Here is a 25,216-nt window from a genome sequence, read left to right as displayed (position 1 = left end):
CCCCGCGTTGTCCGCGTTGTCAGCGTTGTCAGTGGGGCGTACGACACTGGACGCATGGTCGGCATGGGCGTGTGGCGCAGCAAGGGTGTCTCCTGGCGCGACGGCGTCCCCGCCCTGCGCTGGGCGGGCGGTCGCGTCAGCCCGCTCGCGTACGGGCGGGACATCGCCTTCCGGGCCGTGGGCGAGCGGCACTGCGCCGGCGCCCGCGGCAACGCCTGTCCGACGGCCGCCGTCGTGCCCGGGCGCAGTACGGGCGGGCGGTGCGCCGAGTGCGCGCGGCTCGACCGGGCGCACTCCGTGGCCGCCGACACGATCGCCGACGACCCCCGCCCCTACCGCGTCTACCTCGCGTGGTCGGGGCCCGGGATGGTGAAGGTCGGCATCACCGCCGAGGAGCGCGGCGACGCCCGGCTGCTCGAACAGGGCGCGGTCGCGTTCAGCTGGCTCGGACGCGGGCCGCTCATGGCCGCGCGGCGCACGGAGGAGGTGCTGCGGCACGCGCTCGCCGTGCCCGACCGCGTCCCGTACGCCCGCAAGCGCGCCGTCCGGCACACCCTGCCGCCGGCCACCGAGCGGGCGCGCGAGATCGGCGAGCTGTACGGGCGCGCGACCGACGTCCCCGCCTGGGCGGAGACCCTGGAGGTGCTGCCCTGCGAGGTCCACGACCACGCGCGGCTCTTCGGGCTCGACGCCCTCACGTCGTACGACGCCGCGGTCACCGCACTCGTCGACGGCGGAGTCGTCGCCGGCCGGCTCCTCGCCGCCGCCGGGCCCGACCTGCACCTCCTCGACCGCGCCGGGCGGACCGTCGTCCTCGACACCCGGCTGCTCACGGGCTGGGACCTCCACCGCGCCGCACCCGACGAGGCCGTGACCGTGCCACTGGCCTGCGAGGACCGACAGGACTCCCTCTTCTGAGGTCCTGAGGTCCTGAGGTCCTGGAGCCCCGAGGCCCCGAGGCCCTGAAGCCCCGAAGCGCCGAAGTCCCGAGGCCCTGAAGCCCCGAGGCCCTGAAGTCCCGAGGCCCTGAAGCCCCGAAGCGCCGAAGTCCTGAACCGTAAAGTCTTGGATCCCTTCGCCGGGCTCCCATGGACACCGGCCGCCCGGCCCCCGCAGGGTGATCACATGACCCAGAGCCTGGTGGCGGGCCTCGAACCGCCTTACTACACCGCTGTCTTCACCTCGATCCGGCCCGACGCCCCCGAGGGCTACGCCGAGACCGCCGCCCGTCTGAACGAGGTCGTCAAGGACATCCCCGGCTTCCTCGGCTACGAGTCCGCCCGCACGCCCGGCGGCATCGGCATCACCGTCGCCTACTTCCGCGACGAGGAGGGCCTCATGGCCTGGCGGCAGAACCCGGAGCACGCCGCCGCCCAGCGGCGCGGCCGCGCCGAGTGGTACGAGGCGTACAGCCTGCACATCGCGAAGGTCGAGCGGAGCTACAGCTTTGTCCGCGAGTGAGGCCGAGGGGGTCCGGGCCTTCGCCCGGCGCCTCGGGCTACCCGGGCTCGTCGACGTCCACACCCACTTCATGCCGCAGAACGTCCTCGACAAGGTGTGGGCCTACTTCGACTCCGCCGGGCCGCTCACCGGCCGCCCGTGGCCCATCACCTACCGTGCGGAGGAGGAACGCCGGGTCGAGCTGCTGCGCGAGTTCGGGGTGAGCGCGTTCACCTCGATGGTCTATCCGCACAAGCCCGGCATGGCGGCCTGGCTCAACGACTGGGCCGCCGGCTTCGCCGCCCGCACCCCCGGCTGTCTGCACACCGCGACCCTCTTCCCCGAGCCCGGGGCCGCCGGCTACGTCCGCCGGGCCCTCGACGAGGGCGCCCGGGTCTTCAAGGTGCACGTCCAGGTCGGCGGCTTCGACCCGGGCGACCCGCTCCTCGACGAGGTGTGGGGGCTGCTCGAGGAGACGGTGACGCCCGTCGTCATCCACTGCGGGTCCGGTCCCGCGCCCGGCGCGCACACCGGCCCGGCGCCGGTCGCGGCGCTCCTCGCCCGCCATCCCCGCCTGCGGCTGATCGTCGCGCACATGGGGATGCCGGAGTACGGGGAGTTCCTGGACCTCGCCGAGCGGTACGAGGGCGTCCACCTCGACACCACCATGGCCTTCACCGACTTCGCCGAGGAGCTCGCGCCCTTCCCGGCGGGCGAACTCAAGCGGCTGGAGGTCCTCGGGGAACAGGCCGGCCGGATCCTGCTCGGCACCGACTTCCCCAACATCCCCTATCCGTACGTCCACCAGCTCCACGCCCTCGAACGGCTCGGCCTCGGCGACGACTGGCTCCGGGCGGTCTGCCACGACAACGCCGTGCGGCTGTTCCGCCTCTCCGCTCTTCCGCTTTCTCAGGAAATTCACAGGGAAGCGAAAGAAACGTCTCACTAGCCGTGGACACCTTGGTCGCATGACTGCTGCGACCACTTCCCGCTCGCGGACCACCTCGCGGACCACCTCGCGGACCTCGCGGACCACTTCGCGCACCGCCGCCGATGCCTCCGCCGTCCGCGTCCTCGTCGTCGACGACGAGGCGTCGCTCGCCGAGCTCCTCTCGATGGCCCTGCGCTACGAGGGCTGGCAGGTGCACAGCGCGGGCGACGGGGCCGGCGCGCTGCGGACCGCGCGGAGCTTCCGGCCCGACGTCGTCGTGCTCGACATGATGCTGCCCGACATGGACGGGCTCTCGGTCCTCGGGCGGCTGCGGCGCGAGCTGCCCGACGTGCCGGTGCTGTTCCTGACGGCGAAGGACGCCGTCGAGGACCGGATCGCCGGGCTGACGGCGGGCGGCGACGACTACGTCACCAAGCCGTTCAGCCTGGAGGAGGTGGTGGCCCGGCTGCGCGGGCTCATCCGGCGCTCCGGGGCCGCGCAGGCGCGCAGCGAGTCGCTGCTCACGGTCGGCGACCTCACCCTGGACGAGGACAGCCACGAGGTGACCCGGGGCGGCGACTCGATCCACCTCACCGCCACCGAGTTCGAGCTGCTGCGCTATCTGATGCGCAACCCGCGCCGGGTGCTCAGCAAGGCGCAGATCCTGGACCGGGTGTGGTCGTACGACTTCGGCGGCCAGGCGAACGTCGTCGAGCTCTACATCTCCTACCTGCGGCGGAAGATCGACGCCGGGCGCGAGCCGATGATCCACACCCGGCGCGGGGCCGGCTATCTGATCAAGGCGGCGGAGTAGCCCCCTGTGAAGTCCCTCAGAGCGGGCGGTCGCCCCTGCGTTCGCTCCTGCCGTCGCCCCTGGTCGCTGCGCACCCGCCTCGTCCTCTCCGCCGTCGGCCTGATCGCGGTCGTCTGCGCGGTCATCGGGACGGTGACGACGATCGCGTTCCGGTCGTACCTGTACGAGCAGGTCGACCGGCAGGTGCAGGAGGTCGCCAACCGGGCCGCCGGGCCGCCGGCCTCCGCGCCCGGTCCGGGCCCCGGTCCCGGTCCCGGCCGCTCCGGGACCCCGCTGGGCTTCGTCATCGGGCCCGGCGCGCCGCTCGGGACGGTCGGCGCCCGGGTGGTGGACGGGGAGGTGACGTCCGCGGACGTCTCCGTGGCGCCGCCGGAAGGGGTGTACGGGCCGCTGTACGTACGCCGGCAGCTCGACGCCGGGCAGCTCGCCGCCCTCGCGGCCGTGCCCCGCGACGCCGACCCGCACACCGTGGCGCTGCCGGGCGGCCTCGGCGACTACCGGGTGGTGTACGGGACCGGCAAGAACGGCGACTTCCTCATCGGCATCCCCCTCACCGGCCTCCAGGACTCCCTCTCCACCCTCGTCGTCGTCGAGCTGAGCGTGACCGCCGCCGGGCTGGTCGCCGCCTCGCTCGCCGGGACGGTGCTCGTACGGGTCGCGCTGCGGCCGCTGCGGCGGGTGGCGGCGACGGCGGCGCAGGTCGCGCGGTTGCCGCTGCACAGCGGTGAGGTGGCGCTCGACCACCGGGTGCCGGAGGCCGAGGCGGATCCGCGTACGGAGGTCGGGCAGGTCGGCGCGGCGATCAACCACATGCTGGACCACGTGCATGCGGCGCTCGACGCCCGGCAGCGGAGCGAGACCCGGGTCCGCCAGTTCGTCGCGGACGCCAGCCATGAGCTGCGCACGCCGCTGGCCTCGATCCGCGGGTACGCGGAGCTGACCCGGCGCGGCCGCGAGGAGCAGGGGCCCGACACCCGGCACGCGCTCGGGCGGATCGAGTCCGAGGCCGTCCGCATGACGGGCCTGGTGGAGGACCTGCTGCTGCTCGCGCGGCTCGACAACGGACGCCCGCTCTCGTACGAGAGCACCGATCTCGCCCTGCTCGTCGTCGACGCCCTCTCCGACGCCCGCGCCGCCGGACCCGACCACCACTGGCGCCTCGAACTCCCCGAGGGCGACGCCGCGGTGAAGATCCCCGCCGACGGCGCCCGGCTCCACCAGGTCCTGGTCAACCTGCTCGCCAACGCCCGCACCCACACCCCGCCCGGCACCACCGTCACCGCCCGCCTGCGCGAGACCCCGGGCCACGCGGTCGTGGAGGTCGAGGACGACGGACCGGGCATCCCGGCCGACCTCCTGCCCTCCGTCTTCGAACGGTTCGCGCGCGGCGACGCCTCACGGTCCCGGGCCGACGGAAGCGCCGGCAGTACGGGCCTGGGCCTGGCCATCGTCCGGGCCGTCACCCTCGCCCACGGCGGCGAGGTGACCGTCGACAGCGCGCCCGGCCGCACCCTCTTCGCCGTGAGGCTCCCGCGCCGTCCGTGAGGCTCCCGCGCCGTCCGTGAGGCTCCCGCGCCGTCCGTGAGGCTCCCGGGCCGGCCGTGAGAATCCCGCGTGGCCGCTGAACTCACAGGCCGGCCACAGCCTCAGCACACGGTCATGACAGCCGCCCCGCCGAGGCTCTCCGTCATGCGAACGCTTCCCGCGCGGGAGCACCTTCCCGTGGGCGCGGCCGGCGGTCCCAGCCGCCGGCCCGTCCTCGACGTGGTGATCCCCGTCTACAACGAGGAGAAGGACCTGGAGCCGTGCGTGCTGCGGCTCCACGACCACCTCTCCCGCACCTTCCCGTACGCCTTCCGCATCACCGTCGCCGACAACGCCTCCACCGACTCCACCCCCGACGTGGCCCGGGCGCTCGCCGCCCGCCTCCCGGACGCCGTCCGCTCCGTACGGCTGGAGGAGAAGGGCCGCGGCCGGGCCCTCCGTACGGTCTGGTCGGCCTCGGACGCGCCGGTCCTCGCGTACATGGACGTGGACCTGTCCACCGACCTCAACGCGCTCCTGCCGCTCGTCGCCCCGCTCATCTCCGGCCACTCCGACCTGGCGATCGGCTCCCGGCTCGCCCGCTCCTCCCGGGTCGTGCGCGGGCCGAAGCGGGAGTTCGTCTCCCGCGCCTACAACCTGATCCTGCGCGGCTCGCTCGCCGCCCGCTTCTCGGACGCCCAGTGCGGCTTCAAGGCGATCCGGCGGGAGGTGGCCGAGCGGCTGCTGCCGATGGTCGAGGACTCGGGGTGGTTCTTCGACACCGAGATGCTGGTGCTCGCCGAGCGGGCCGGGCTGCGGATCCACGAGGTGCCGGTCGACTGGGTCGACGACCCGGACTCGACCGTGCACATCGTCCGTACCGCCACCGAGGACCTGAAGGGCGTGCTGCGGGTCGGGCGGGCGCTCGCGACCGGGTCGCTGCCGCTCGACCGGCTGGCCCGGCCCTTCGGCGACGACCCGCGCGACCGCGAACTGAGCGGCGTGCCCCGCGGTCTTGCCCGCCAGTTGGTCGGCTTCTGCGTGATCGGCGCCCTCTCCACCCTCTTCTACCTCGCCCTCTACTCCCTCTTCCGGCTCGGCGCGGGCCCCCAACTCGCCAACGCCGCCGCCCTCCTCGTCTCCGCCGTCGCCAACACGGCCGCCAACCGGCGCCTCACCTTCGGCGTCCGCGGCCGCGAACGCGCCGCCCGCCACCAGGCGCAGGGCCTCGTCGTCTTCGGCATCGGCCTCGCCCTGACCAGCGGCTCGCTCCTGGCGCTCGGCGCGGCGACCGGCGAACCCGCGCACTCCACCGAAATCGCCGTGCTGATCGTCGCCAACCTGGCCGCGACCGTCGTGCGCTTCCTCCTCTTCCGGCTCTGGGTCTTCCCGGAGCGCTCCCCTCGTACAAGGACCTCCACTCGATGAACTCGCCGAACGCACGGCTCCGACGCCTCTGGCGCGGCCGGCCCGAGGACGCGCCCTGGGTGCGGCCCGCCTTCCTGGGCCTGCTCCTCGCCACCGCCGCCCTCTACCTGTGGAACCTGGGCGCCAGCGGCTACGCCAACTCCTTCTACTCGGCGGCCGTCCAGGCCGGCAGCCAGAGCTGGAAGGCGTTCTTCTTCGGCTCGCTCGACGCGGCCAACGCCATCACCGTCGACAAGCCGCCGGCCGCGCTGTGGCCGATGGCGCTGTCCGTCCGGCTCTTCGGGCTCGGCTCCTGGCAGATCCTCGTCCCCGAGGTGCTGATGGGGGTCGCCACGGTCGCCGTCCTGTACGCGGCGGTCCGCCGCCGCTTCGGCGCGGGCGCCGGCCTGCTCGCGGGCGCGGTGCTCGCGCTCACCCCGGTCGCCGCGCTGATGTTCCGCTTCAACAACCCGGACGCGCTGCTCGCGCTCCTGATGACCGTCGCCGTCTACTGCGTGCTGCGCGCCCTGGAGCTGGACGAGGGCGCGGCGCGGTGGCTGGTGTGGGCCGGGGTGGCGCTCGGGTTCGCGTTCCTCGCCAAGACCCTGCAGGCGTTCCTGATCCTGCCGGCGCTCGCGCTGGTGTACGTGGTGTGCGCGCCGGGCGGCCTGGCGCGGCGGCTCGGACGGCTCGGCCTGGGCGGGCTCGCGCTGGTCGGGTCGGCGGGCTGGTGGGTGGCGCTGGTCGAACTGTGGCCGGCGTCCTCGCGCCCGTACATCGGAGGCTCGCAGAAGAACAGCTTCCTGGAACTCACCTTCGGCTACAACGGACTCGGCCGGCTCAACGGCGACGAGGTCGGCAGCGTGGGCGGGGGCGGCAAGGGCGGCGGCCCCGGCCGGATGACGGTCGACCTGCCGGCCGGCATGGAGCTGCCCGGGCGCGGCGGCGCCGGGGGCGGGCCCGGTGGCGGCTGGGGCGAGACGGGCCTCGGGCGCATGTTCAACGAGCAGCTCGGCGGCCAGATCTCCTGGCTGCTCCCGGCCGCGCTGATCCTCCTCGTCGCCGGGCTCGTGGTGACCTGCCGGGCGGGCCGCACGGACACGGCCCGTTCGGCGTTCCTGGTGTGGGGCGGCTCGCTGCTGCTCACGACGGGCGTTTTCAGCTTCATGGCCGGCATCTTCCACGAGTACTACACGGTGGCCATGGCCCCGTACGTCGCCGCTCTCATCGGCATGGGCGCGGCGGTCCTGTGGGAGGAGCGGAACCGGTTCCTCGCCTCGGCGACCCTGGCGGCGACGGTCGCGGTGACGGCGGTGTGGGGATGGCTGCTCCTCGGCCGTACGCCCGACTGGCAGCCGTGGCTGCGCTGGCCGGTGCTCGTCGGCGGCTGCGTGGCGGCCCTGGGGCTGCTCCTCGCGGGCCGGATCGACCGTCGGCTCGGCCTCGCGGCGGCGGGCCTCGCCGTCGCGGCCGGTCTCGCGGGCCCCTTCGCGTACACCCTCACCACGCTCGCGGAGGGCCACCGGGGCTCGATCGTGACGGCGGGCCCGGGCGGCATGCGCGGCCCCGGCGGGCAGAGGATGCCTGGCAACGGCCGGATGCTCGTCCTGTACGGGCCGGGGCCGGGCGGCGGTCAGGGCATGGGGCAGCCCCCGGCGGGCGGTCAGGCTCCCGGCGGCCCCGGAGGCGCGCCTGGCGGCCCCGGAGGTGCGCCTGGCGGCCCCGGAGGTGCGCCCGGAGGCGGCCCCGGCGGTTCCGGAAACGGCCCCGGCGGTCCCGGCGGCGAGAACCAGGGCGGCCCCGGCGGAATCGGCGGTCTCCTCAACGGCCCGACCGTCGGCACCGAGGCCAAGCGGAAGCTGCTCGCCGACGCCGACTCCTACACCTGGGTCGCCGCCGCCGTCGGCTCGCAGAACGCCGCCGGCTATCAACTGGCCACCGAGAAGCCGGTGATGGCGATCGGCGGCTTCAACGGCAGCGACCCGTCGCCGACCCTCGCGCAGTTCAGGCAGTACGTGGCGGAGGGGCGGATCCACTACTTCATCGCGTCCGGCGGCGGTTTCGGCGGCGGCATGGGCGGCGGGAGCACGATCAGCTCCTGGGTCGAGTCCACCTTCGAGAAGGTCACCGTCGGCAGCGCCACCTTCTACGACCTGACCAGCAGGAAGTAGCCTCGCCTCCGAGAAAAAACCCCTATACAGCGTAAGAGAGCTCCTATACGGTGTACGAGAACTCGCCTCGTACACCGTATAAGGAGTTGCCATGTCGGCGTCGACCGCCGCGAACGAACCGGCCGCCACCGGCGGCCACCCGCAGCGCTGGCTGATCCTCGGCGTCATCTGCCTCGCCCAGCTGACCGTGCTGCTCGACAACACCGTGCTCAGCGTCGCCATCCCCTCCCTCACCGCCGAACTCCACGCGTCCACCAGCGACATCCAGTGGATGATCAACGCGTACTCGCTCGTCCAGTCCGGCCTGCTGCTCACCGCCGGCAACGCCGCCGACCGCTACGGCCGCAAGAAGCTCCTGGCCCTCGGCCTCGCGCTCTTCGGCCTCGGCTCGCTCACCGCCGGACTGGCCGGATCCACCGCCCAGTTGATCGCCGCGCGCGCCGGAATGGGCGTCGGCGGGGCGCTGTTGATGACCACCACGCTCGCCGTCGTCATGCAGATCTTCGACGACTCGCAGCGGGTCAAGGCCATCGCCGTCTGGGCAACCATCGGCTCCCTCGGCTTCGCCGCGGGCCCGCTGATCGGCGGCGCGATCCTGAACCACTTCTGGTGGGGAGCGATCTTCCTCGTCAACCTGCCGGTCGCCGTCATCGGCCTGGTCGCCGTGCTCAAGCTGGTCCCGGAGTCGAAGAACCCGCAGGGCGAGCGCCCGGACCTGCTCGGCGCGCTGCTCTCCACCATCGGCATGGCCTCGGTCGTCTACGCGATCATCTCGGGCCCGACCCACGGCTGGACCTCCGCGCAGGTCCTCGTCCCGGCCGCGATCGGCGTCGCCGTGCTCGCCGCCTTCGCGTGGTGGGAGCTGCGCATCCCCTACCCGATGCTCGACATGCACTTCTTCCGCAACCAGAAGTTCGTGGGCGCGGTCGCCGGCGCGATCCTGGTGATGCTCGGCATGGGCGGTTCGCTCTTCCTGCTCACCCAGCACCTGCAGTTCGTGCTCGGTTACGAGCCGCTGGAGGCCGGTCTGCGGATGGCGCCGCTCGCGCTCACCATCGTCGTGCTCAACCTCTCCGGCATCGGCCCGAAGCTCGTCATGAAGATCGGCACGCCGCCGGCCGTAGCGCTCGGGCTGTCGCTCGTCGCCGCTGGTCTGACCTCGATCGCCGTGCTCGGCGGCGGCACCGACGGTTCGTACGGCGGCATGCTGCTCGGCCTGGTCCTGATGGGCGCGGGCATCGCGCTCTCCAACCCGGCCATGGCCAACGCCATCATGAGCGCCATCCCGCCGGAGAAGGCCGGCGTCGGTGCCGGCGTCAACGGCACCCTCGCCGAGTTCGGCAACGGCCTCGGCGTCGCCATCCTCGGCGCCGTCCTCAACGCCCGCTTCGCCGCGCTCGTCACCGTCACCGCGACCTCCCTCCCGGCCGCCCTGGCCGCGGCGGGCGGCGACGCCGAGCGCGCCCAGATCCACGACGCCTTCGCCACCGGTCTCCAGACCAGCCAGCTGGTCGGCGCCGTCGCCGTCTTCGCCGGCGGTCTGGTCGCCGCAGCCCTGCTCAAGCGGGCCGAGCGGGCGGAGGAGCGGGCGAAGCAGCACGAGATGGCTGCCTAGCATGGTCGGGAACCACTGAGCAGACGGAGGAACGCGACCATGGTGAAGGCAGCGGACAGGGCCAAGAACCCGGCGCGTTCCAGCGTCTGGCTGGAGAACCGGGCCGCCCGCAGCGGCGGCGGCCCGGCCGGGCTCGACCGGGACCGGATCGTCGCCACCTCGATCCGGATGCTCGACGAGGAGGGCCTGGCCAAGCTGTCGATGCGCAGGCTCGCGACCGAGCTGAACGTCACGGCGATGTCCCTCTACTGGTACGTGGACACCAAGGACGACATCATCGAGTACGCCATCGACACGGTGTACGGGGAGATCGACCTGGCCGCGGTGGCCGGCGTCGGCGGCTGGCGGGACCGGATCCGGGCGCTCGCGCTCGACTACCGGCGGATGCTGGTGCGCCACCCCTGGATGTCGGCGGTCGCCGGCCAGTACCTCAACATCGGCCCGAACGCGCTCGCCGTCGGCGTCAAGATCCAGGAGGCGATCCGGGAGACCGGACTGCCGATCTCGCGCCAGCCGAGCGCGATGTCGGCGGTCTTCCAGTTCGTCTACGGCTACGGCACGATCGAGGGCCAGTTCAGCCGGGTGGCGCAGCAGGCCGGGATGTCGCAGGACCAGTACTACCTGGACTCGCTGAAGGCGTTCCGCGAGGACGAGAGCTTCATGGGCGCCCTGGAGGAGATGACCGAGATCCTCGACGAGCGCCAGTCGCACGGCAGCGTCACCGAGATCTGGGACCGGGACTTCGACTACGCGCTCGACGTGCTGGTGGCGGGCATCGAGGTCATGGTCGAGCGGAGCCGTACGGAGGAGGCTCCGGAGAAATGACGGAGCGGCGGGCCGTCCCCTGCCCGCCGCTCCGTACCGAACCCGGCCGCGCCTCCGCTCGAAGCGCGGCCGGGAGCTTTCTTACTTGGCCTCCGCCTTGGCCTTCGGGGCCGCGTTGCTCTTGAGCGCGACCTCCTTGATGAACAGCGTCACCAGGAAGGCGAGCAGCGCGAACGGCGCCGCGTAGAGGAAGACGTCGCCGACGCCGTGCCCGTACGCGCTCTCCATGACCGTGCGGATCGGGGCGGGCAGCTTGTCCAGGTCCGGGATGCCACCGCCGCCGCCCTGGCCCATGGCCGCCGCGGCCTTCGGGCCGAGCTCGGTCAGGCCGTCCTTGACGTAGTCGGTGACCCGGTGGGCCATGAGCGCGCCGAGCGCCGAGACACCGACCGCACCGCCGAGCGAGCGGAAGAAGGTGACGACGGAGGAGGCGACGCCGAGGTCGGACGGGGCGACCTGGTTCTGGGTGCAGAGGACCAGGTTCTGCATCATCATGCCGAGACCGAGGCCGAGCAGCGCCATGAAGAGCGCGATGTGCCAGTACGGGGTGTCGTAGCGCAGGGTGCCGAGCAGGCCCAGGCCGGCGGTGGCGAGGGCGCCGCCGCTGATGAGCCACGCCTTCCAGCGGCCGGTCTTGGTGATGATCTGGCCGGAGACGGTGGAGGAGACGAACAGGCCGCCGATCATCGGGATGGTCAGCACGCCGGACATCGTCGGCGACTCGCCGCGGGCCAGCTGGAAGTACTGGCTGAAGAAGACCGTGCCGGCGAACATCGCGACGCCCACGAAGAGCGAGGCGAGCGAGGCCAGGGTGATGGTGCGGTTGCGGAACAGGCGCAGCGGGATGATCGGCTCGCTCGCCCTGGACTCCACCAGCACGAAGACCGCGCCGAGCAGGACCGAACCGCCGACCATGGCGGCCGTCTGCCAGGACATCCAGTCGTACTTGTCGCCGGCGAAGGTGACCCAGACGAGGAGCAGGGAGACGGCGGCGCTGATGAAGAAGGCGCCGGCCCAGTCGACCTTGACGTCGCGCTTCACGACCGGGAGCTTCAGGGTCTTCTGCAGCACGATCAGGGCGATGACCGCGAAGGGCACACCGACGTAGAAGCACCAGCGCCAGCCGAGCCAGTCGGTGTCGGTGATGACGCCGCCGAGCAGCGGGCCGCCGACGGTGGCGACGGCGAAGGTGGCGCCGAGGTAGCCGCTGTACCGGCCGCGCTCACGCGGGGCGATCATGGCGGCCAGGATGATCTGGGAGAGGGCGGTCAGACCGCCGACGCCGATGCCCTGGACGACGCGGCAGGCGATAAGCATGCCGGTGTTCTGGGAGAGACCGGCGACGATCGAGCCCGTGACGTAGACGACCAGGGCTATCTGGACCAGCAGCTTCTTGGAGAAGAGGTCGGCGAGCTTGCCCCAGAGCGGGGTGCTCGCGGTCATCGCCAGGAGGGCGGCGGTGACGACCCAGGTGTAGGCGGACTGGCCGCCGCCGAGGTCGCTGATGATCTGCGGGAGGGCGTTGGAGACGATCGTCGAGGACAGGATGGCGACGAACATGCCGAGCAGGAGCCCGGAGAGCGCCTCCATGATCTGCCGGTGCGTCATGGGGGCGGCGCCGGAGCCGTCGGTCCGGCCTTCCGTGGCACCCGTGGCAGGTGCGGTGGTAGCCATGAAATTCCTTTACGTGTGCGGTGAAGTCTCGGACCGTGAGGTCCCGGGCCGGGAGGGCTCAGGCGTGGGCCCGGCAGTCCCCGAAGGAGTCGCGGAGGCGGCCGAGCAGGGTGGTGAGCAGTTCGACGTCGTCGTCGGACCAGTCGGCCAGGTGGTGGGCGAGCATGGCGGTCAGCCGGCCGTCGAGTTCGGCCAGCTTGTCCTCGCCCGCGGGGGTGAGGCGCAGGATGCGGGAGCGCTTGTCGGCGGGGTCGGGCAGGCGCTCGACCCAGCCGCGCTCGGCGGTGTGGGCGACGTGCCGGCTGCTGACCGACATGTCGACGGCCATCAGCTCGGAGACGCGGCTCATCCGCATGTCCCCGTGGTGGTGGAGCAGGGCCATCACGATGGCGGAGCCGCCGGGGCAGTCGGCGGGCAGGGAGCGTGCCATGCCCCGCTTGACCGCGCCGATGGCGCTCACCTGGCGGGCGAGGGCCTCGTACCGGCTCTGCCTGTCCATCGGAACACCTCTCCATGTTGTTGCTTAGGGCAACCATAGATATGGATGGTTGCTTCAGGCAAACTAAATCGGTCAAAGCGACCTAAAGAATCGGCAAAGCGGGGAGGGGAGGTGTGGGTACGGGGCGGGGAGCGCGACCGCGGCTTGGGGCGGTGGCGGCGACTTCGCTAGGGTCCGGGCCATGGCACACAACCCCCAAGCACCGTACGGCCAGGGCGGTCAGGCCCCCGAGGGCTCCTACGACCCCGCCGGCAGCACCCAGATGTTCCGCGCCTTCGTCGACGAGGGCACCACTCCGCAGCGCCCCGGCGCCGGCACCGGCCACTCCGCCGCGACCACCCATTCCGCCGGGCCGCGCGTCGGCCTGATCGTCGGCATCGTGGTCGCGATCGCGGTCCTCGCGGGAGTGGCCTGGCTGGCGCTGGGCTGACGGTTCGCGCGACGGCGTGATGTCTGGCGGCTCCTGGAGGCGGGGCCGTCAGAGATCGCGGTAGACCTCGCGCCGGTGCTCGACGGCGAGAACCCAGATGACCAGAACGCCGTCCTCTAGCGTGCAGACGACGCGATAGTCGCCGACGCGCAGGCGCCGGCGCTCGCTGTGGCCTTGCGGCGCCTTGATGCCGAAGCCCGACGTGTCCCAGGCGTCCTCGGCCGCTTCGGCCAGCCGCGTCAGGCGCCGGTACTCCTCGATGTCGATCACGACCGCTTCCTGCTTCCCGCGGCGCGTGATGATCGTGGGGGTCTCGTCCCGGTGGGCGCGGTCGAGGATGTCCGCGAGCAGATGTACATCTGCTACATCTCGGCCGTGGCCGGTGCCGGCCGGACAGGCGGCACCGGCCACGAGGGAGCGCTCGCTCAGCCGCCGAGCGGCAGGCCGCCCAGGCCGCCGAGGCCCGAGGTCGCCAGGCCACCGAGACCCGAGGTCGTCGGGCCGTTGGCGCCGGGCGCCTTGGCGGCGTGGTTGGTGAGGCCGCCGAGGCCGTCCGTCAGCTGGCCCAGCGGCAGCGGCGCGGCGCTCGCGGCGGGGGCGGCGGCAGCGGCGACGGCGAGGGTGCCGATGACAGCGGCGGCGACCTTCATCTTCTTCATGGGGAACAACCTTTCTCGGCAACGCAGGGTCGCCCGGGGGTCGGTACGCCGTGCCTAACGACCGGGTCACGGCGGGGAAACCCCCCATCGGGGGTGACCGGCGGGGCATGAACCCCGGCGAGTGCCGCCTCAGGCGATCGTGAGGCGAATGGACGAGTCCGCGGATGCGGGTGGCCATCCGATGCCGCAGGGTCGGATCGTGGCGTCGATCATCGTGCTCTTCGAGTTGGATCCGGACGCGGCGATCGGCCCGGACGGTGTCGAGCCGGTCGTGCTCATGGTGCACGCGGCCGGCTCCGATCCCGACGTGCCGGAGGATCCGCAGGGGCGGACCCTGTGCGGGTTGGACACCAGCGGGATGGAGCACGCCCACTACCGCGCCGGGCGGCCGGGCGAGCCCTGGTATCCGCCCGCGCTGTCCGAGAAGCGGTGCCGGGAGTGCGAGGCCGTGCTGCGGAGCCTTTGACGTCCCCCTTCGTCGAAAGGCATCGCCCATGACCGGTATCGCCGACCCGAAGAACCTGCAGGCCGCCTGGGCCGAGCGGTTCAACGCCCGCGACGTCGCGGGCCTGCTGGCCCTCGGCGAGCCCGGCTGCGTCTTCGCGCCGCAGCCCGGCGTGGTCGTCATCGAAAACCCCTTCGGCGCGCTCTGACGAACGGGCGTGGCCGCCCGGCCGCCGGGACGGCGCGTCAGTAGACGGCGAGCCGGTCCACCAGCAGCTCCACCCTCCGCTCGGCGTACTCCGCCGGCTGCCGTCCCGCCCGGGCCAGGGTGGCAAGGCCGTGCAGGGCCGCCCAGAACGTCTCCGTGAACACTCCGGGGTGTACGGCCTCTCCGGCGACCTCGCCGAGGCATTCAAGGAGGGCCGCGAAGGCGTCCTTCAGCGGCTCCGGGGTGTCCTCCTGCGCGAACGCCAGCCCGCCGTCGAGCTGGAACATGGCGTCGTAGACCGCCGGATTGCGCTCGGCGAAGTCGAGGTACGCGCGGGCGAGCGCGGCGACCCGGGCGCGCGGCCCGTCCGCGGCCGAGGTCGCGGCCCGCAGCGCCGCGGCCAGCTCGGCGGCACCCTCAAGGGCGACGGCCCCGATGATCTCGCGCTTGCCGCGGAAGTGGCTGTAGAGGACGGGCTGGCTGTATTCGATGCGCTCGGCCAGCCGCCGGGTGGTGACCGCGTCCCAGCCCTGCTGCTCGGCGAGTTCGCGGGCCGCCGCCACGATGAGCCGCTCGCGGTCCGCCCGTTCACGCTGCTTGCGTTCCTGTACCGACATGCATCGATGCTAGCACTGCTAGACAATCGAGCGGCAGTAGTACTAGCGTTGCTTCATCAGCTAGCAGCGCTAGATCCCAGGGGGTCGTCATGCTCAACGCACTTCAGGTCTTCACCACCGTGGTCGTCGGTCTGATGGTGGGGGTGGAGTTCTCCGTCGCCTTCGTCATGAACCGGATCTTCAACGCGCTCCCCGAGGACAGCGACCAGCTCGCCCGCGCCCACGGCGGCCGGATGCTCGGCGCCCTGATGCCGTTCTGGTACATCGGCTCGCTCGTCCTGAGCGCGGTGTGGGCCGTCGCCGGATGGCACGACCACGGCGCCGGCCTCGTCGTCACGGCAGCAGGGCTGCTGATCCTGAGCGTGGTCATGTCGCTGCTCGTGCTCGTCCCGATCAACAACCGGGGCAAGACGTGGACCCCCGAGAACCGGCCGGAGGACTGGAAGGAGCAGATGAACCGCTGGGACCGCTGGCACTACGTCCGCGTCGCCGTCATCATCGGCGCCTTCACCCTGCTGGTCACCGCCCTCTGAAAAAAAGTCGGGCGACGCGGTCACACGTACGTCGCGTGCGGTGTCAGTGCAGTGCGAGCGCGGGAAACGCCCGCCGCCGCACGAGCGAGGAGCCCGAGATGTCCACCACCGCCACCGTCGTCACCGCCGTCGCCGCCTTCATGGCCGGTTTCTCCGGTGTCTCGATCTTCGTCCGCGCCAAGTTCGTCGTCGAGCCGCTCGCCGAGTACGGGGTCCCGCGCTCGATGTGGAACCTGCTGGGCGCCCTGAAGCTGGCGGGCGCGGTCGGCCTCCTGGTCGGCTACGTGGTTCCGGCGATCGGGATCGCCGCCGCGATCGGCCTGGTCCTCTACTTCGCCGGCGCGGTCATCACGGTCGCCCGCGCCCGCGCGTATGGCCACATCCCGTTCCCGCTGATCTACATGGCCCCGGCCGTCGCGGTGCTGGCCCTGGCGGCGTGAAGGGTCTTACAGGCCCCGGACGAACGAGTCCCAGGCCGCCCGCCCGAAGACGACAGCAGGGCCCTCAGGGGCCTTGCTGTCACGTACGGGGACGAGGCCGGGGAATCCGGGGGCGACTTCGATGCAGTCGCCGCCGTTGGCGCCGCTGTAGCTGCTCTTGATCCAGGTCGACGCGTCGAGTTCATTCGCCTGCATGGCGCGTGTCCTTTCGGCAGTCAGCCCCGAAGGGCTCCGACGAACGCCGCCCAGGCAGGAGCGGAGACCGCGACGACCGGCCCGGAGGGCGTCTTGCTGTCGCGTACGGGGACCAAGTCGGCGAGCCCGATGGCGATCTCGATGCAGTTGCCGCCGTCGTTGCCGCTGTAGCTGCTCTTGACCCAGGTCGCCTTGCTCAGCGCGCGTTGCTGCACGGCGGGTCCCTTCAGCTTCGGATGGATTCGACGAATGTCGCCCAGGCCGGAGAGGAGACAGTGAAGACCGGCCCTTCGGGCGTCTTGCTGTCACGTACGGGGACGAGGTCGGGGAATCCGGGGGCGACTTCGATGCAGTTGCCGCCGTCGCTGTCGCTGTAGCTGCTCTTGATCCACGTTGCGGAGCTGAGCTCGTGCCTCTGCATGGTGCCCGTACCCTTCCATCAATTCGCTGATCAGAGTGGCGGACTCCTGGGCTGACAGAGCGTCCGCCCTCAGCACATCATAGGTCTGCGCATGGCGCGCGTAGAGGCTCGGATCATCGCTGAAATGGCCCTTGTTGAGGGATTCCCAGTAGACCCACTGCTCTCCTTCGGGCAGCGTGATCAGCGACATGGACGTCTTGGGACGGATGATCTCGCGCGGGCCGGCCGGTGCCACTTGGATGCGGATGTTGGGATGAGCTCCCACACGCAGCAGGTGTCCGCACTGACCAGCCATGACGGCTGCATCCCGGACGACATTCCGCAGGCAGCTCTCGTCAAGTACCGCCACGTACAGCGGGCCGCCGCTCGCCAAGAAGCGCTGCTGGCGGCTCAGCCGAGCCCGAACGCGATCCTCCAGCTCTTCGCCGCCAGCGACGCGCGAGAACAGGGCGTGCGCGTACTCAGGAGTCTGCAGGAGACCCGGCATCACCTGCACCTGGTACTCCCGTAGGGCAACGGCCTCGGCGTCCATGTCCGCCCGGCGCTGGAACCAGTCGGGATGTTCCACCTCCGGATACCAGTCGATCCGCCCCCACAGCCTCAGTAACACCCCTCCCGTCCCCAGCACCTCGTCGCACGCCTTCGCGAACGTGTCCGTCGGTACCCGTTTCGCCGCCTCCACCCGGGCCACCAGCGACCGGTCGCAGTGCAGCTGGCGTGCCAGGGTCTCCTGGGTCAGGCCCGCCGACTCCCGGTAGTGGCGGAGGAGTTCGCCGAACATCTCCGCCGTCGTGGCGGCCTCCGCGCCCGCCCTCGCGCCCTTCTGACTCACACCGGCCCCCCTCGTGACAGCAGCCCTTGGCACGCGTCGCGCGTTGTGGCCGCACCTCCCATTGAGCAACGCTGGGAGTACAGAGAGTAATCGCCCGATCGGGTGAGGCGGAGGAGGAGCGGCGAAATGGCGGCGTGCATGGGACCGGAGCGCGGGGACTTCTTGTACGACCCGGTGGCGCGGAAGGTCGGCGAGTACCGGGGGCAGGCCGGGCCGTACGCGATGCTGCGGCCCGTCGGGGGTGGCCGGGAGTGGCAGGCGGATCCGGGGCGGGTGCGGCCGGCGACGCGGGACGAGCGGATCACGGCCGGGGTGCGGGCCGTCAACGAGCGGGCGGGTGCGGCGTACGGGCTGAGCCGCCCGCCGATGCCCGTGGCCGGCTGCGTCCGGTGCGCCGACCTCGACGACTCCCGCGCCGCCGCCCGTGCCCGGTTCGACTGGAGTGCCGAGACGGACGCGAACGTGCTCCTGCGCCGGCACCAGGCCGACGCGCATCCGGAAAAACCTCTGCGTCCCCTTCCCTAGGGGTGTTAGGTTCTTGCCTAGGGGCTCTAGGAAGGCAGGACGGTCCAGCATGGTGCGCGCAGGAATCACCGCCGAGCGGCTGGTGCGGGCGGCCGCCGAACTCGCCGACGAGGCGGGGTTCGAGAAGGTCACCGTCTCCGCGCTCGCCCGGCGCTTCGGGGTGAAGGACGCGAGTCTGTACTCGCACATCAAGAACCTGCGCGACCTGCGCGTCCGCCTCGCCCTCCTCGCCTCCGGTGAGATGAACGAGGCCATCGGCGCGGCCGTCGCCGGCCGCTCCGGCAAGGACGCGCTGGTCGCCTTCGCCGACGCGTACCGCGACTACGCGCTGGCGCACCCCGGGCGTTACGCCGCCACCCAGCAGCGGATCGAGCTCGACGAGGTCGCCGACACCGCCGTCTTCCAGCGGGCCGTCGAGCTGACGTACGGCATGCTGCGCGGCTACGGCCTCGCCGAGCCCGAACTGACCGACGCCGGGCGGCTGCTCCGCGCCACCTTCCACGGATACATCCACATCGAACTGAGCGGCGGCTTCGCGCACGCGCGCCCCGTCACCGCCTCCTGGGCGCGCTCGCTCGACGCGCTCCACGACCTGCTCGACAACTGGGGGAAAGCATGAACGTCGGAACGGTGAAGGTGCCGGGGGCCACCCTGCGCTACGAGGCGCGCGGCAGCGGGCCCGTGCTGCTCCTGATTCCCGGCGGGGCCGGGGACGCCGGACTGTTCGAGGGGATGGCGGACCTGCTCGCCGCCGCCGGGTACACGGTGGTCTCGTACGACCAGCGCGGGCTCTCCCGCAGCCCGCTCGACGGGCCGCTCGCCGACCAGCGGGTCGCGGAGTGGCGCGAGGACGCCCTCGCGGTCCTCGACGAAGTGAGCCCTCACGAGCCCGCGTACGTCTTCGGCAGCAGCTCCGGGGCCATCGTCGCCCTTGATCTGCTCGCCGCCCATGCGGGCCGGCTGCGCCGGGTGGTCGCTCACGAGCCGCCGCTGGTGGAGCTGCTCGCCGACCCGGGTCCGTACCGCGACCACTTCGCCGAGGTACGGGAGCTGCACCGCACCCAGGGGCTCGGGCCTGCGATGGCCCGGTTCGCCGAGACGCCCGACGGCCGGAAGCCGGCGCAGCAGGACCGGCACGCCGAACTCCCGCCGTCCATCCGTCCGATGGCCTCCCGCATGGCGGCCAACATGCCCGTCTTCCTGGAGCACGTCCTGTGCCCCTTCTCCTCCTCCCCACCGGACCTCGACGGCCTGGCCGTTCCCGCCGCCGCCGGCAGGCTGGTCCTCGGTATCGGCCGGGACAGCGGCGGTCAGGAGGCGCTGAGCGGGCCGGCCCGGCGGATCGCCGAGCTGACCGGGGCCGCGACCGTGGAGTTCCCGGGCGGGCACGTGGGGTGCGTCGAGCACCCGGAGGAGTTCGCGAAGCGGCTCCTCGACGTGCTCATTGCCATACGGCCGTGACCTCGCGGGTGTCGACCCGCATGCCGAGCGGCACCCGCCAGGAGTCCACGCAGACCGTGTACGTCCGGGTCTTCGCCGCCCCGGCCGCGATCGGCGCGGGCAGCGGCTGGCTCGACTTCACCGTCGCCCAGTCGATGCCGAGCGCGCCGATCACGTGCGTGGCGAAGGTGACCGTGCCCGAACGGGCCGCGGTGCCACCGGTGTTGCGGAAGGTGACGGTCACGTTCTCGCACCAGCGCGCGTCGGTGTCGCCGAGCACGGGCGCGGAAAGGGTGAGCGCGGCGGGAGTCGGAGGGCTCGTCGAGGGCGCCGGGGTCGGGGTCTGGGTCGGGGACGGTGCGTGCGTCGCCGGCGGGGGAGTCGTCGTCGCTGATGTGGCCGGCGTCCCCGGGGTACGCGGCGGGGCAGCCGGCGTGGCCCGCACGGGTGGCGGAGCGGTCGCCCTCGGGGCCGTACCGCCCGGAGCCGTACCGCTCGGAGCAGTGCTGCCGGGGCCAGGCGGTCTCGGGGACGGGGAGGACGTGCTCGACGTGAGTCCCGGGCCCGTCGGGTCCAGCGGCACCAGCGTCACCGCGCCCGACGGCTTCACCGCGCCCTTCGGGCCGCCCTGGCCCGCGCCCACGGCCGCGTACCCGTCGCCGTCGTCGCCCGCACTGCACGCGGTCAGCGTCGCTCCGCCGAGGCAGAGCGACGCGACCACAACGAGTCCGAGATGCTTCCTCTGGAGCATGGCGCCAGTGTGACTGACGATGTGTCAACAAGGAAGCGGAACAGCGAACTTCGCCGAAGCTCAGTCCGCGATCAGGCCCTCGCGCAGCTGGGCCAGCGTCCGCGTCAGCAGTCGGGACACGTGCATCTGCGAGATGCCGACCTCCTCGCCGATCTGCGACTGGGTCATGTTGGCGAAGAACCGCAGCATGATGATCTGCCGCTCACGGGGCGGGAGTTTGGCGAGCAGCGGCTTGAGCGACTCGCGGTACTCGACGCCTTCCAGGGCCGCGTCCTCGTAGCCGAGGCGGTCGGCGAGCGAGCCCTCGCCGCCGTCGTCCTCGGGAGAGGGTGAGTCGAGGGAGGAGGCGGTGTACGCGTTGCCGACGGCGAGGCCGTCGACGACGTCCTCCTCCGACACCCCGAGCACCGCGGCGAGTTCGGGCACGGTCGGGGAGCGGTCGAGCTTCTGCGCGAGCTCGTCGCTGGCCTTCGTGAGTGCGAGGCGCAGCTCCTGGAGGCGGCGCGGGACGCGGACGGACCACGAGGTGTCGCGGAAGAAGCGCTTGATCTCGCCGACGACGGTCGGCATCGCGAACGTCGGGAACTCCACGCCGCGTTCGCAGTCGAAGCGGTCGATCGCCTTGATCAGGCCGATGGTGCCGACCTGGACGATGTCCTCCATCGGCTCGTTGCGGGAGCGGAAGCGGGCGGCCGCGTAGCGCACGAGGGGGAGGTTGAGCTCGATGAGGGTGTCGCGGACGTAGGTCCGCTCGGGGCTGTCCTCGGCGGCGCCCGTCTCGTCGAGGGCGCGCAGGCGCAGGAACAGGGAGCGGGAGAGGGTGCGGGTGTCGATGGCTCCGGGCGTCACGAGCGCCGGCGGGGCGGCGACGAGGGCCTCGTCGTGCTCCGCCGTCACGGCGCTGTCCGTCGCGGTCCCGGTGTTCTCCGCAGCGGTCGGCGCCGTCGTCTGCGCGGGCAGGGGAACGGGCGTGAGCGTGAGCACCTTCGAGCTGCCCTGTTCTGCGGACATGCCACCCCCTTGAGGTCGCGGACGGTCGTGCGGCCACGACCATCTGAGGAACGCAGCCTCCACCTGAATACCGGCGGCAGGGCCGCGGCAAACGCGCTTCCAGCAGAATGTCACATGTCGGCAACACGCTGTAGTGACTTGTCGACACAGCGGAGGCGAATATCCGCAGGAAACAAGGGGTGTGCGGCATTTGACGGGGTGTCGGACTAGGCCGAAACGGTCTACCCGTTCCGGTTACGCCTCGATCCGATTTGCGGATCTCAACCGGGCGAAGCTCCGGGCGAGGAGCCTTGACACGTGCATCTGCGAGACGCCGAGTTCCTGGCTGATCTGGGACTGCGTCAGGTTCGAGTAGTAACGCAGCATCAGGATCCGCTGCTCGCGCTCGGGCAGCTGGACGAGCAGGTGCCGTACGAGATCGCGGTGCTCGACGCCGGCGAGCGCGGGGTCCTCGTACCCGAGCCGGTCGAGCAGTCCGGGCAGCCCGTCGCCCTCCTGGGCCGCCTCCAGGGAGGTGGCGTGGTACGAGCGGCCGGCCTCGATGCAGGCGAGCACCTCGTCCTCGCCGATCTTCAGCCGTTCGGCGATCTCGGCGGTGGTGGGGGAGCGGCCGTGGGCCGTGGTGAGGTCCTCGGTGGCGCCGTTGACCTGCACCCACAGCTCGTGGAGGCGGCGCGGGACGTGGACCGTCCGGACGTTGTCGCGGAAGTAGCGCTTGATCTCGCCGACGACGGTCGGCATGGCGAAGGTCGGGAACTGCACGCCCCGGTCCGGGTCGAAGCGGTCGATGGCGTTGATCAGGCCGATCGTGCCGACCTGGACCACGTCCTCCATCGGCTCGTTGCGGGAGCGGAAGCGGGCGGCGGCGTACCGCACGAGGGGCAGGTTGGCCTCGATGAGCGCGCCGCGCACCCGGTGGTGCTCGGCGGTGCCCGGTTCCAGGTTCTTGAGCTGTCCGAAGAGCACCTGGGTGAGGGCGCGGGTGTCGGCGCCGCGGGTGCTCTGGGGCCGGGGGCGGGGAGTGTCCAGGGGCCGGGGGGCGTCCGGGGGGCGGGAGGTGTCCGGGGCGTGAGGGGCGTCCGGGAGGCGGGGGGTGTCCGGGGCCCCGGCCTCGTTCTGGGGCGGGACCTGAGGCGCTGTACTGGCCGGCACGTTCACGCCACCCCTTCACGTCAACGTCGTTAGCGTCAACTTCGGTCGACTCATCCGTCAAAAGCGGTCATAGCATCACAAGACATGTCCACTGTGTGCAAGCACCGCATAACGACGTGTTGGGGGTGGGGCGGGCGGGTAATAATTCGGGCCCTCCGTCGTGGTCGACGAAGGGCCCGGACAGGCGAAGGCGTAGGGTCAGCCTTCGATCTCGTAGTCGGCGATGACCCACGTGGAGAACTCGCGCCACTGCGCCACACCCGCCTGGTGAGCAGGGTGGTCCAGGTAGCGCTGAAGGGCGTCCTTGTCCGCGACGGCCGAGTTGATGGCGAAGTCGTACGCGATCGGCCGGTCGGTGATGTTCCAGTCGCACTCCCAGAACTTCAGCTCCGGGATCTGCGAGCCGAGGGCACGGAAGGCTTCGACGCCCGCGACGACGCGCGGCTCGTCACGCTGCACTCCGTCATTGAGCTTGAAGAGGACCAGATGGCGGATCACTGTCGTCTCCTAATTCACGAGCTCGGTCATGAACTGACCGACACCTTGAGCGGCGCTCGATATGCCTTCGAACCCTACCTGGACGAGTTCCGCCGCCCGGGCCGGGGACGTGATGATCGTGTACAGCACAAAGACCACGACCGCATAGAGCGCGATCTTCTTCGCCTGTGCCATCCGTCTGCCCCTCCCCGTGTCTCCCCTGTGTCCGCCCGCGGGCGGTCGCCGAGTCTAGCCGAGCGCCTTCTGGCGGGACCTGATCGCGCGTGACCGATTCACGGATACGACGAAGGCCCGGTGTCTTACGACACCGGGCCTTCAATCTGAGCGGTAGCGGAGGGATTTGAACCCTCGGTGAGTTTCCCCACACTCGCTTTCGAGGCGAGCTCCTTCGGCCGCTCGGACACGCTACCGAGAGAGAGCTTAGCCCAAAGGTGCCCAGGACTGAAATCCGTTCGTTCCCGCAGGTCGGAGCCGGGTCGTGTGAGGGTCAGCGGTCGCGGAAGAAGCGGGTCAGCTGGGCCGAGCACTCCGCCTCCAGGACGCCGTGGACCACCTCGGGCCGGTGGTTGAGCCGCCGGTCCCGTACGAGGTCCCAGAGGGAGCCGGTGGCGCCGGCCTTCTCGTCCCAGGCGCCGAACACCACCCGTTCGACCCGCGCCTGGACGAGCGCGCCCGCACACATCACGCAGGGCTCCAGGGTCACGACGAGCGTGCAGCCGGTCAGCCGCCACTCGCCGAGCGCCGCCGCGGCCCGGCGCAGCGCCAGGACCTCGGCGTGGGCGGTGGGGTCGCCGGTGGCCTCGCGCTCGTTGTGGCCGAGCGCGAGGACGTCGCCGTCGGGCGAGAGCACGACCGCACCGACCGGCACGTCACCGGCCAGCGCGGCCTTGCCGGCCTCGTCGAGCGCGCGCCGCATGGGCTCGCGCCAGGGGTCCCGTACGGGATCGGGGGTGTGACCCGGGTCCCGTACGGGATCGGGGGCCTGACCTGGGTCCCGTACGGGATCCGGGCCTCCGCCAGGGCCGGGCCCGGGGTCGGGTACGGGTACGGCGAGCGGCACTAGCGCACGGCCTCCAGGATCTCCCCGGCACCGATGGCGTCCGCGATCTCGCCGAGGGCGTCGCCGGTCTCCAGGGCGAGCAGGTCCCGCTCGGACATGCCGAGGTCGGCCAGGACCCGGCCCTCGCCGAGCGGACCGGCCGGCGCGATGACGCCGTCCGTGTCGTCCGCGTCCGCGCCGGCCTCCGCCGCTTCCGGCTCGCCGTCCTCGGTGCCGTCCAGGTCCAGCGCGTCCAGGTCGGTGTCCGCGTCGTCACGGTCCTTGCCGAGCAGTTCGCCGGTGAGGATCTCCCCGTACGAGGAGCGGGCCGCGGCGGCGCCGTTCGACACGAAGACGCGCGGGTCGTCCTCGCCGTCGACGCGGACGATGCCGAACCACTCGTCCTCCTGCTCGATGAAGACGATCACCGTCTCGCCTTCGTCGGCCGCGGACTCGCGGGCCAGATCGGCGAGGTCCGCCAGCGTTTCCACGTCGTCGAGCTCGATATCGCTCGCTTCCCACCCGTCTTCGGTGCGCGCGAGCAGTGCGGCGAAGTACACCTGACTCTCCCACTGATCAGAGGTGTGATGATCCGGCGGCGCGCTCCTGATGCCCCGCCCAATCGGCATCGTGACAGAAACCTCGCCCGTTGGAGAGGTCTTCGGCTCTTGCGTCGTGCATCAGTCTGAACGACGCCCGGATCGGGCGGGCGTGCGACCCCGGCGCACGGAGGGGGCGCACGGCCGGGCCTCCTTCCCACCCGTCACCCGCCGTTCACCCGGCCGCTCACCCGGCCGTTCACCCGGCCGCTCACCCCGCCGTGCACCCCGCCGTTCACCAGCGGAACGTCCGCATGCGCATCGCCTGCCGCATCCGGGCTGCCCGGGCGCGCCGCGGCTGGACGCGGTCGCGCAGCGCCTTGGCCTCGTTCAGCTCGCGCAGGAACTGCGCGCGGCGTCTGCGGCGCTCCGCGTCGGTCTCCTGGCGGGGCTCCTCCACGGGAGCCTCGTCGCCCGGCTCGTGCTGTTCCAGGTCGGGCATAGGCCACACCACCCCATCAGCGGGTTCCCTGTGCCCCCACCTTCCCCCGCCCGCGAGGGTTGACGCCAGTTCCGGCCACC

General features: G+C 71.9%; 34 protein-coding genes and 1 tRNA gene. 17 read left to right on the top strand and 18 right to left on the bottom strand.

Annotated elements, in window-relative coordinates:
• The first annotated feature begins 54 nt into the window (after positions 1-54).
• From ACWEJX_RS25705 to ACWEJX_RS25665, 9 genes are all read left to right on the top strand, one after another.
• Positions 55-918, top strand: coding sequence for a DUF2797 domain-containing protein (locus tag ACWEJX_RS25705; RefSeq protein ID WP_451609761.1), 864 nt, complete (start codon positions 55-57; stop codon positions 916-918).
• 207 nt (positions 919-1,125) lie between these two features.
• Complete coding sequence (locus ACWEJX_RS25700; protein WP_451609760.1) at positions 1,126-1,461, top strand: antibiotic biosynthesis monooxygenase family protein; 336 nt, start codon at positions 1,126-1,128, stop codon at positions 1,459-1,461.
• Entirely contained in the window at positions 1,448-2,389 is a 942-nt protein-coding gene (locus tag ACWEJX_RS25695) for an amidohydrolase family protein (RefSeq protein ID WP_451609759.1), read from the top strand. The genes ACWEJX_RS25700 and ACWEJX_RS25695 overlap by 14 nt, the downstream gene beginning before the upstream one ends.
• A 19-nt stretch (positions 2,390-2,408) precedes the next feature.
• Positions 2,409-3,185 carry a response regulator transcription factor gene (locus ACWEJX_RS25690; RefSeq protein ID WP_451609758.1) on the top strand — a complete coding sequence of 259 codons (777 nt, stop codon included), beginning with the start codon at positions 2,409-2,411 and terminating at the stop codon, positions 3,183-3,185.
• A 6-nt stretch (positions 3,186-3,191) separates the two neighbouring features.
• Positions 3,192-4,730 carry a sensor histidine kinase gene (locus ACWEJX_RS25685; protein WP_451609757.1) on the top strand — a complete coding sequence of 513 codons (1,539 nt, stop codon included), beginning with the start codon at positions 3,192-3,194 and terminating at the stop codon, positions 4,728-4,730.
• 144 nt (positions 4,731-4,874) lie between these two features.
• Positions 4,875-6,137 carry a glycosyltransferase gene (locus ACWEJX_RS25680; protein WP_451609756.1) on the top strand — a complete coding sequence of 421 codons (1,263 nt, stop codon included), beginning with the start codon at positions 4,875-4,877 and terminating at the stop codon, positions 6,135-6,137.
• Complete coding sequence (locus tag ACWEJX_RS25675) at positions 6,134-8,287, top strand: glycosyltransferase family 39 protein (protein ID WP_451609755.1); 2,154 nt, start codon at positions 6,134-6,136, stop codon at positions 8,285-8,287. Before ACWEJX_RS25680 ends, ACWEJX_RS25675 begins: the two co-directional genes overlap by 4 nt.
• A 91-nt stretch (positions 8,288-8,378) precedes the next feature.
• Positions 8,379-9,902, top strand: coding sequence for an MFS transporter (locus ACWEJX_RS25670; protein WP_451609754.1), 1,524 nt, complete (start codon positions 8,379-8,381; stop codon positions 9,900-9,902).
• A gap of 39 nt (positions 9,903-9,941) precedes the next feature.
• On the top strand, positions 9,942-10,727 hold the full coding sequence (locus ACWEJX_RS25665) for a TetR/AcrR family transcriptional regulator (protein WP_451609753.1): 786 nt from the start codon (positions 9,942-9,944) through the stop codon (positions 10,725-10,727).
• A gap of 81 nt (positions 10,728-10,808) precedes the next feature.
• Here ACWEJX_RS25665 and ACWEJX_RS25660 read toward each other — a convergent pair whose 3' ends face one another.
• The gene (locus ACWEJX_RS25660) at positions 10,809-12,401 is read right to left on the bottom strand and encodes an MDR family MFS transporter (RefSeq protein WP_451609752.1); all 1,593 of its coding nucleotides are present in this window, start codon (positions 12,399-12,401) and stop codon (positions 10,809-10,811) included.
• 58 nt (positions 12,402-12,459) lie between these two features.
• Positions 12,460-12,900, bottom strand: coding sequence for a MarR family winged helix-turn-helix transcriptional regulator (locus ACWEJX_RS25655; RefSeq protein WP_451609751.1), 441 nt, complete (start codon positions 12,898-12,900; stop codon positions 12,460-12,462).
• 181 nt (positions 12,901-13,081) lie between these two features.
• On the opposite strand from ACWEJX_RS25655, the gene ACWEJX_RS25650 reads away from it, so the two are divergent.
• Positions 13,082-13,330, top strand: coding sequence for a hypothetical protein (locus ACWEJX_RS25650; protein WP_403794640.1), 249 nt, complete (start codon positions 13,082-13,084; stop codon positions 13,328-13,330).
• Positions 13,331-13,378: 48 nt separating this feature from the next.
• On the opposite strand, the gene ACWEJX_RS25645 is transcribed toward ACWEJX_RS25650, so the two are convergent.
• Positions 13,379-13,681 carry a type II toxin-antitoxin system prevent-host-death family antitoxin gene (locus ACWEJX_RS25645; RefSeq protein WP_451609772.1) on the bottom strand — a complete coding sequence of 101 codons (303 nt, stop codon included), beginning with the start codon at positions 13,679-13,681 and terminating at the stop codon, positions 13,379-13,381.
• A gap of 74 nt (positions 13,682-13,755) precedes the next feature.
• Positions 13,756-13,989, bottom strand: coding sequence for a hypothetical protein (locus tag ACWEJX_RS25640; RefSeq protein WP_451609750.1), 234 nt, complete (start codon positions 13,987-13,989; stop codon positions 13,756-13,758).
• A gap of 199 nt (positions 13,990-14,188) precedes the next feature.
• Between ACWEJX_RS25640 and ACWEJX_RS25635 the strand changes: the two genes are divergently transcribed.
• Entirely contained in the window at positions 14,189-14,455 is a 267-nt protein-coding gene (locus ACWEJX_RS25635; RefSeq protein ID WP_451609749.1) for a hypothetical protein, read from the top strand.
• 28 nt (positions 14,456-14,483) lie between these two features.
• Positions 14,484-14,642 (top strand): hypothetical protein, encoded by a 159-nt coding sequence (locus ACWEJX_RS25630; RefSeq protein WP_451609748.1) that lies wholly within the window; start codon positions 14,484-14,486, stop codon positions 14,640-14,642.
• A 37-nt stretch (positions 14,643-14,679) separates the two neighbouring features.
• Here ACWEJX_RS25630 and ACWEJX_RS25625 read toward each other — a convergent pair whose 3' ends face one another.
• A complete protein-coding gene (locus ACWEJX_RS25625) occupies positions 14,680-15,258 on the bottom strand; it encodes a TetR/AcrR family transcriptional regulator (RefSeq protein ID WP_451609747.1) in 579 nt (192 codons plus the stop codon).
• A gap of 89 nt (positions 15,259-15,347) precedes the next feature.
• On the opposite strand from ACWEJX_RS25625, the gene ACWEJX_RS25620 reads away from it, so the two are divergent.
• Entirely contained in the window at positions 15,348-15,791 is a 444-nt protein-coding gene (locus ACWEJX_RS25620; protein ID WP_451609746.1) for an anthrone oxygenase family protein, read from the top strand.
• A 98-nt stretch (positions 15,792-15,889) separates the two neighbouring features.
• Positions 15,890-16,231 (top strand): DoxX family protein, encoded by a 342-nt coding sequence (locus ACWEJX_RS25615; protein ID WP_451609745.1) that lies wholly within the window; start codon positions 15,890-15,892, stop codon positions 16,229-16,231.
• Between the two features lie 6 nt (positions 16,232-16,237).
• Here ACWEJX_RS25615 and ACWEJX_RS25610 read toward each other — a convergent pair whose 3' ends face one another.
• The 4 genes from ACWEJX_RS25610 to ACWEJX_RS25595 are packed head-to-tail and all read right to left on the bottom strand — an operon-like array spanning position 16,238 to position 17,628.
• A complete protein-coding gene (locus ACWEJX_RS25610; protein WP_451609744.1) occupies positions 16,238-16,426 on the bottom strand; it encodes a DUF397 domain-containing protein in 189 nt (62 codons plus the stop codon).
• A gap of 20 nt (positions 16,427-16,446) precedes the next feature.
• The gene (locus tag ACWEJX_RS25605; RefSeq protein ID WP_451609743.1) at positions 16,447-16,641 is read right to left on the bottom strand and encodes a DUF397 domain-containing protein; all 195 of its coding nucleotides are present in this window, start codon (positions 16,639-16,641) and stop codon (positions 16,447-16,449) included.
• An 11-nt stretch (positions 16,642-16,652) separates the two neighbouring features.
• A complete protein-coding gene (locus tag ACWEJX_RS25600) occupies positions 16,653-16,775 on the bottom strand; it encodes a DUF397 domain-containing protein (protein ID WP_451609771.1) in 123 nt (40 codons plus the stop codon).
• Positions 16,732-17,628 carry a helix-turn-helix domain-containing protein gene (locus ACWEJX_RS25595; RefSeq protein ID WP_451609770.1) on the bottom strand — a complete coding sequence of 299 codons (897 nt, stop codon included), beginning with the start codon at positions 17,626-17,628 and terminating at the stop codon, positions 16,732-16,734. Before ACWEJX_RS25595 ends, ACWEJX_RS25600 begins: the two co-directional genes overlap by 44 nt.
• A 177-nt stretch (positions 17,629-17,805) precedes the next feature.
• On the opposite strand from ACWEJX_RS25595, the gene ACWEJX_RS25590 reads away from it, so the two are divergent.
• From ACWEJX_RS25590 to ACWEJX_RS25580, 3 genes are read left to right on the top strand one after another with little or no spacing between them, the layout of a single operon-like run.
• Positions 17,806-18,204, top strand: a complete 399-nt coding sequence (locus tag ACWEJX_RS25590; protein ID WP_451609742.1) for a hypothetical protein — start codon at positions 17,806-17,808, stop codon at positions 18,202-18,204.
• Between the two features lie 49 nt (positions 18,205-18,253).
• Positions 18,254-18,823 carry a TetR/AcrR family transcriptional regulator gene (locus ACWEJX_RS25585; RefSeq protein WP_451609741.1) on the top strand — a complete coding sequence of 190 codons (570 nt, stop codon included), beginning with the start codon at positions 18,254-18,256 and terminating at the stop codon, positions 18,821-18,823.
• Positions 18,820-19,665, top strand: a complete 846-nt coding sequence (locus ACWEJX_RS25580) for an alpha/beta fold hydrolase (protein ID WP_451609740.1) — start codon at positions 18,820-18,822, stop codon at positions 19,663-19,665. The genes ACWEJX_RS25585 and ACWEJX_RS25580 overlap by 4 nt, the downstream gene beginning before the upstream one ends.
• Here the strand turns inward: ACWEJX_RS25580 and ACWEJX_RS25575 are convergent.
• From ACWEJX_RS25575 to ACWEJX_RS25535, 9 genes are all read right to left on the bottom strand, one after another.
• Positions 19,646-19,924, bottom strand: a complete 279-nt coding sequence (locus ACWEJX_RS25575) for a hypothetical protein (RefSeq protein ID WP_451609739.1) — start codon at positions 19,922-19,924, stop codon at positions 19,646-19,648. The two genes, ACWEJX_RS25580 and ACWEJX_RS25575, sit on opposite strands and share 20 nt — an antisense overlap.
• A gap of 531 nt (positions 19,925-20,455) precedes the next feature.
• On the bottom strand, positions 20,456-21,406 hold the full coding sequence (locus tag ACWEJX_RS25570) for an RNA polymerase sigma factor SigF (protein WP_451609738.1): 951 nt from the start codon (positions 21,404-21,406) through the stop codon (positions 20,456-20,458).
• Positions 21,407-21,640: 234 nt separating this feature from the next.
• Positions 21,641-22,558 carry an RNA polymerase sigma factor SigF gene (locus ACWEJX_RS25565; protein ID WP_451609737.1) on the bottom strand — a complete coding sequence of 306 codons (918 nt, stop codon included), beginning with the start codon at positions 22,556-22,558 and terminating at the stop codon, positions 21,641-21,643.
• A gap of 198 nt (positions 22,559-22,756) precedes the next feature.
• A complete protein-coding gene (locus ACWEJX_RS25560; RefSeq protein ID WP_451609736.1) occupies positions 22,757-23,056 on the bottom strand; it encodes a Dabb family protein in 300 nt (99 codons plus the stop codon).
• Positions 23,057-23,065: 9 nt separating this feature from the next.
• Entirely contained in the window at positions 23,066-23,230 is a 165-nt protein-coding gene (locus tag ACWEJX_RS25555) for a hypothetical protein (RefSeq protein ID WP_389210533.1), read from the bottom strand.
• A gap of 151 nt (positions 23,231-23,381) precedes the next feature.
• Positions 23,382-23,466, bottom strand: a tRNA-Ser gene (locus ACWEJX_RS25550).
• Positions 23,467-23,543: 77 nt separating this feature from the next.
• Entirely contained in the window at positions 23,544-23,972 is a 429-nt protein-coding gene (tadA, locus tag ACWEJX_RS25545; RefSeq protein ID WP_451609769.1) for a tRNA adenosine(34) deaminase TadA, read from the bottom strand.
• 143 nt (positions 23,973-24,115) lie between these two features.
• Positions 24,116-24,655 (bottom strand): tRNA adenosine deaminase-associated protein, encoded by a 540-nt coding sequence (locus ACWEJX_RS25540; protein ID WP_451609735.1) that lies wholly within the window; start codon positions 24,653-24,655, stop codon positions 24,116-24,118.
• A 274-nt stretch (positions 24,656-24,929) separates the two neighbouring features.
• Positions 24,930-25,136: a hypothetical protein gene (locus tag ACWEJX_RS25535; protein WP_403794687.1), complete on the bottom strand. Its 207-nt coding sequence runs from the start codon at positions 25,134-25,136 to the stop codon at positions 24,930-24,932.
• Positions 25,137-25,216: the final 80 nt, after the last annotated feature.

This window comes from Streptomyces sp. NPDC004788, assembly GCF_053601115.1.
The sequence above is the reverse complement of the archived record's forward strand: the minus strand, read 5'-3'. Positions and strand labels throughout refer to the sequence as shown.

Bases quoted from the DNA above. Each gene is read 5' to 3' on its own strand.
- ACWEJX_RS25705 (WP_451609761.1), top strand. From the start codon at position 55: ATGGTCGGCATGGGCGTGTGGCGCAGCAAGGGTGTCTCCTGGCGCGAC.
- ACWEJX_RS25700 (WP_451609760.1), top strand. From the start codon at position 1,126: ATGACCCAGAGCCTGGTGGCGGGCCTCGAACCGCCTTACTACACCGCT.
- ACWEJX_RS25690 (WP_451609758.1), top strand. From the start codon at position 2,409: ATGACTGCTGCGACCACTTCCCGCTCGCGGACCACCTCGCGGACCACC.
- ACWEJX_RS25680 (WP_451609756.1), top strand. From the start codon at position 4,875: ATGCGAACGCTTCCCGCGCGGGAGCACCTTCCCGTGGGCGCGGCCGGC.
- ACWEJX_RS25675 (WP_451609755.1), top strand. From the start codon at position 6,134: ATGAACTCGCCGAACGCACGGCTCCGACGCCTCTGGCGCGGCCGGCCC.
- ACWEJX_RS25670 (WP_451609754.1), top strand. From the start codon at position 8,379: ATGTCGGCGTCGACCGCCGCGAACGAACCGGCCGCCACCGGCGGCCAC.
- ACWEJX_RS25665 (WP_451609753.1), top strand. From the start codon at position 9,942: ATGGTGAAGGCAGCGGACAGGGCCAAGAACCCGGCGCGTTCCAGCGTC.
- ACWEJX_RS25660 (WP_451609752.1), bottom strand. From the start codon at position 12,401: ATGGCTACCACCGCACCTGCCACGGGTGCCACGGAAGGCCGGACCGAC.
- ACWEJX_RS25655 (WP_451609751.1), bottom strand. From the start codon at position 12,900: ATGGACAGGCAGAGCCGGTACGAGGCCCTCGCCCGCCAGGTGAGCGCC.
- ACWEJX_RS25650 (WP_403794640.1), top strand. From the start codon at position 13,082: ATGGCACACAACCCCCAAGCACCGTACGGCCAGGGCGGTCAGGCCCCC.
- ACWEJX_RS25640 (WP_451609750.1), bottom strand. From the start codon at position 13,989: ATGAAGAAGATGAAGGTCGCCGCCGCTGTCATCGGCACCCTCGCCGTC.
- ACWEJX_RS25630 (WP_451609748.1), top strand. From the start codon at position 14,484: ATGACCGGTATCGCCGACCCGAAGAACCTGCAGGCCGCCTGGGCCGAG.
- ACWEJX_RS25625 (WP_451609747.1), bottom strand. From the start codon at position 15,258: ATGTCGGTACAGGAACGCAAGCAGCGTGAACGGGCGGACCGCGAGCGG.
- ACWEJX_RS25620 (WP_451609746.1), top strand. From the start codon at position 15,348: ATGCTCAACGCACTTCAGGTCTTCACCACCGTGGTCGTCGGTCTGATG.
- ACWEJX_RS25615 (WP_451609745.1), top strand. From the start codon at position 15,890: ATGTCCACCACCGCCACCGTCGTCACCGCCGTCGCCGCCTTCATGGCC.
- ACWEJX_RS25610 (WP_451609744.1), bottom strand. From the start codon at position 16,426: ATGCAGGCGAATGAACTCGACGCGTCGACCTGGATCAAGAGCAGCTAC.
- ACWEJX_RS25595 (WP_451609770.1), bottom strand. From the start codon at position 17,628: ATGTTCGGCGAACTCCTCCGCCACTACCGGGAGTCGGCGGGCCTGACC.
- ACWEJX_RS25590 (WP_451609742.1), top strand. From the start codon at position 17,806: ATGGCGGCGTGCATGGGACCGGAGCGCGGGGACTTCTTGTACGACCCG.
- ACWEJX_RS25585 (WP_451609741.1), top strand. From the start codon at position 18,254: ATGGTGCGCGCAGGAATCACCGCCGAGCGGCTGGTGCGGGCGGCCGCC.
- ACWEJX_RS25580 (WP_451609740.1), top strand. From the start codon at position 18,820: ATGAACGTCGGAACGGTGAAGGTGCCGGGGGCCACCCTGCGCTACGAG.
- ACWEJX_RS25570 (WP_451609738.1), bottom strand. From the start codon at position 21,406: ATGTCCGCAGAACAGGGCAGCTCGAAGGTGCTCACGCTCACGCCCGTT.
- ACWEJX_RS25555 (WP_389210533.1), bottom strand. From the start codon at position 23,230: ATGGCACAGGCGAAGAAGATCGCGCTCTATGCGGTCGTGGTCTTTGTG.
- tadA (WP_451609769.1), bottom strand. From the start codon at position 23,972: ATGCGGCGCGCGCTCGACGAGGCCGGCAAGGCCGCGCTGGCCGGTGAC.
- ACWEJX_RS25535 (WP_403794687.1), bottom strand. From the start codon at position 25,136: ATGCCCGACCTGGAACAGCACGAGCCGGGCGACGAGGCTCCCGTGGAG.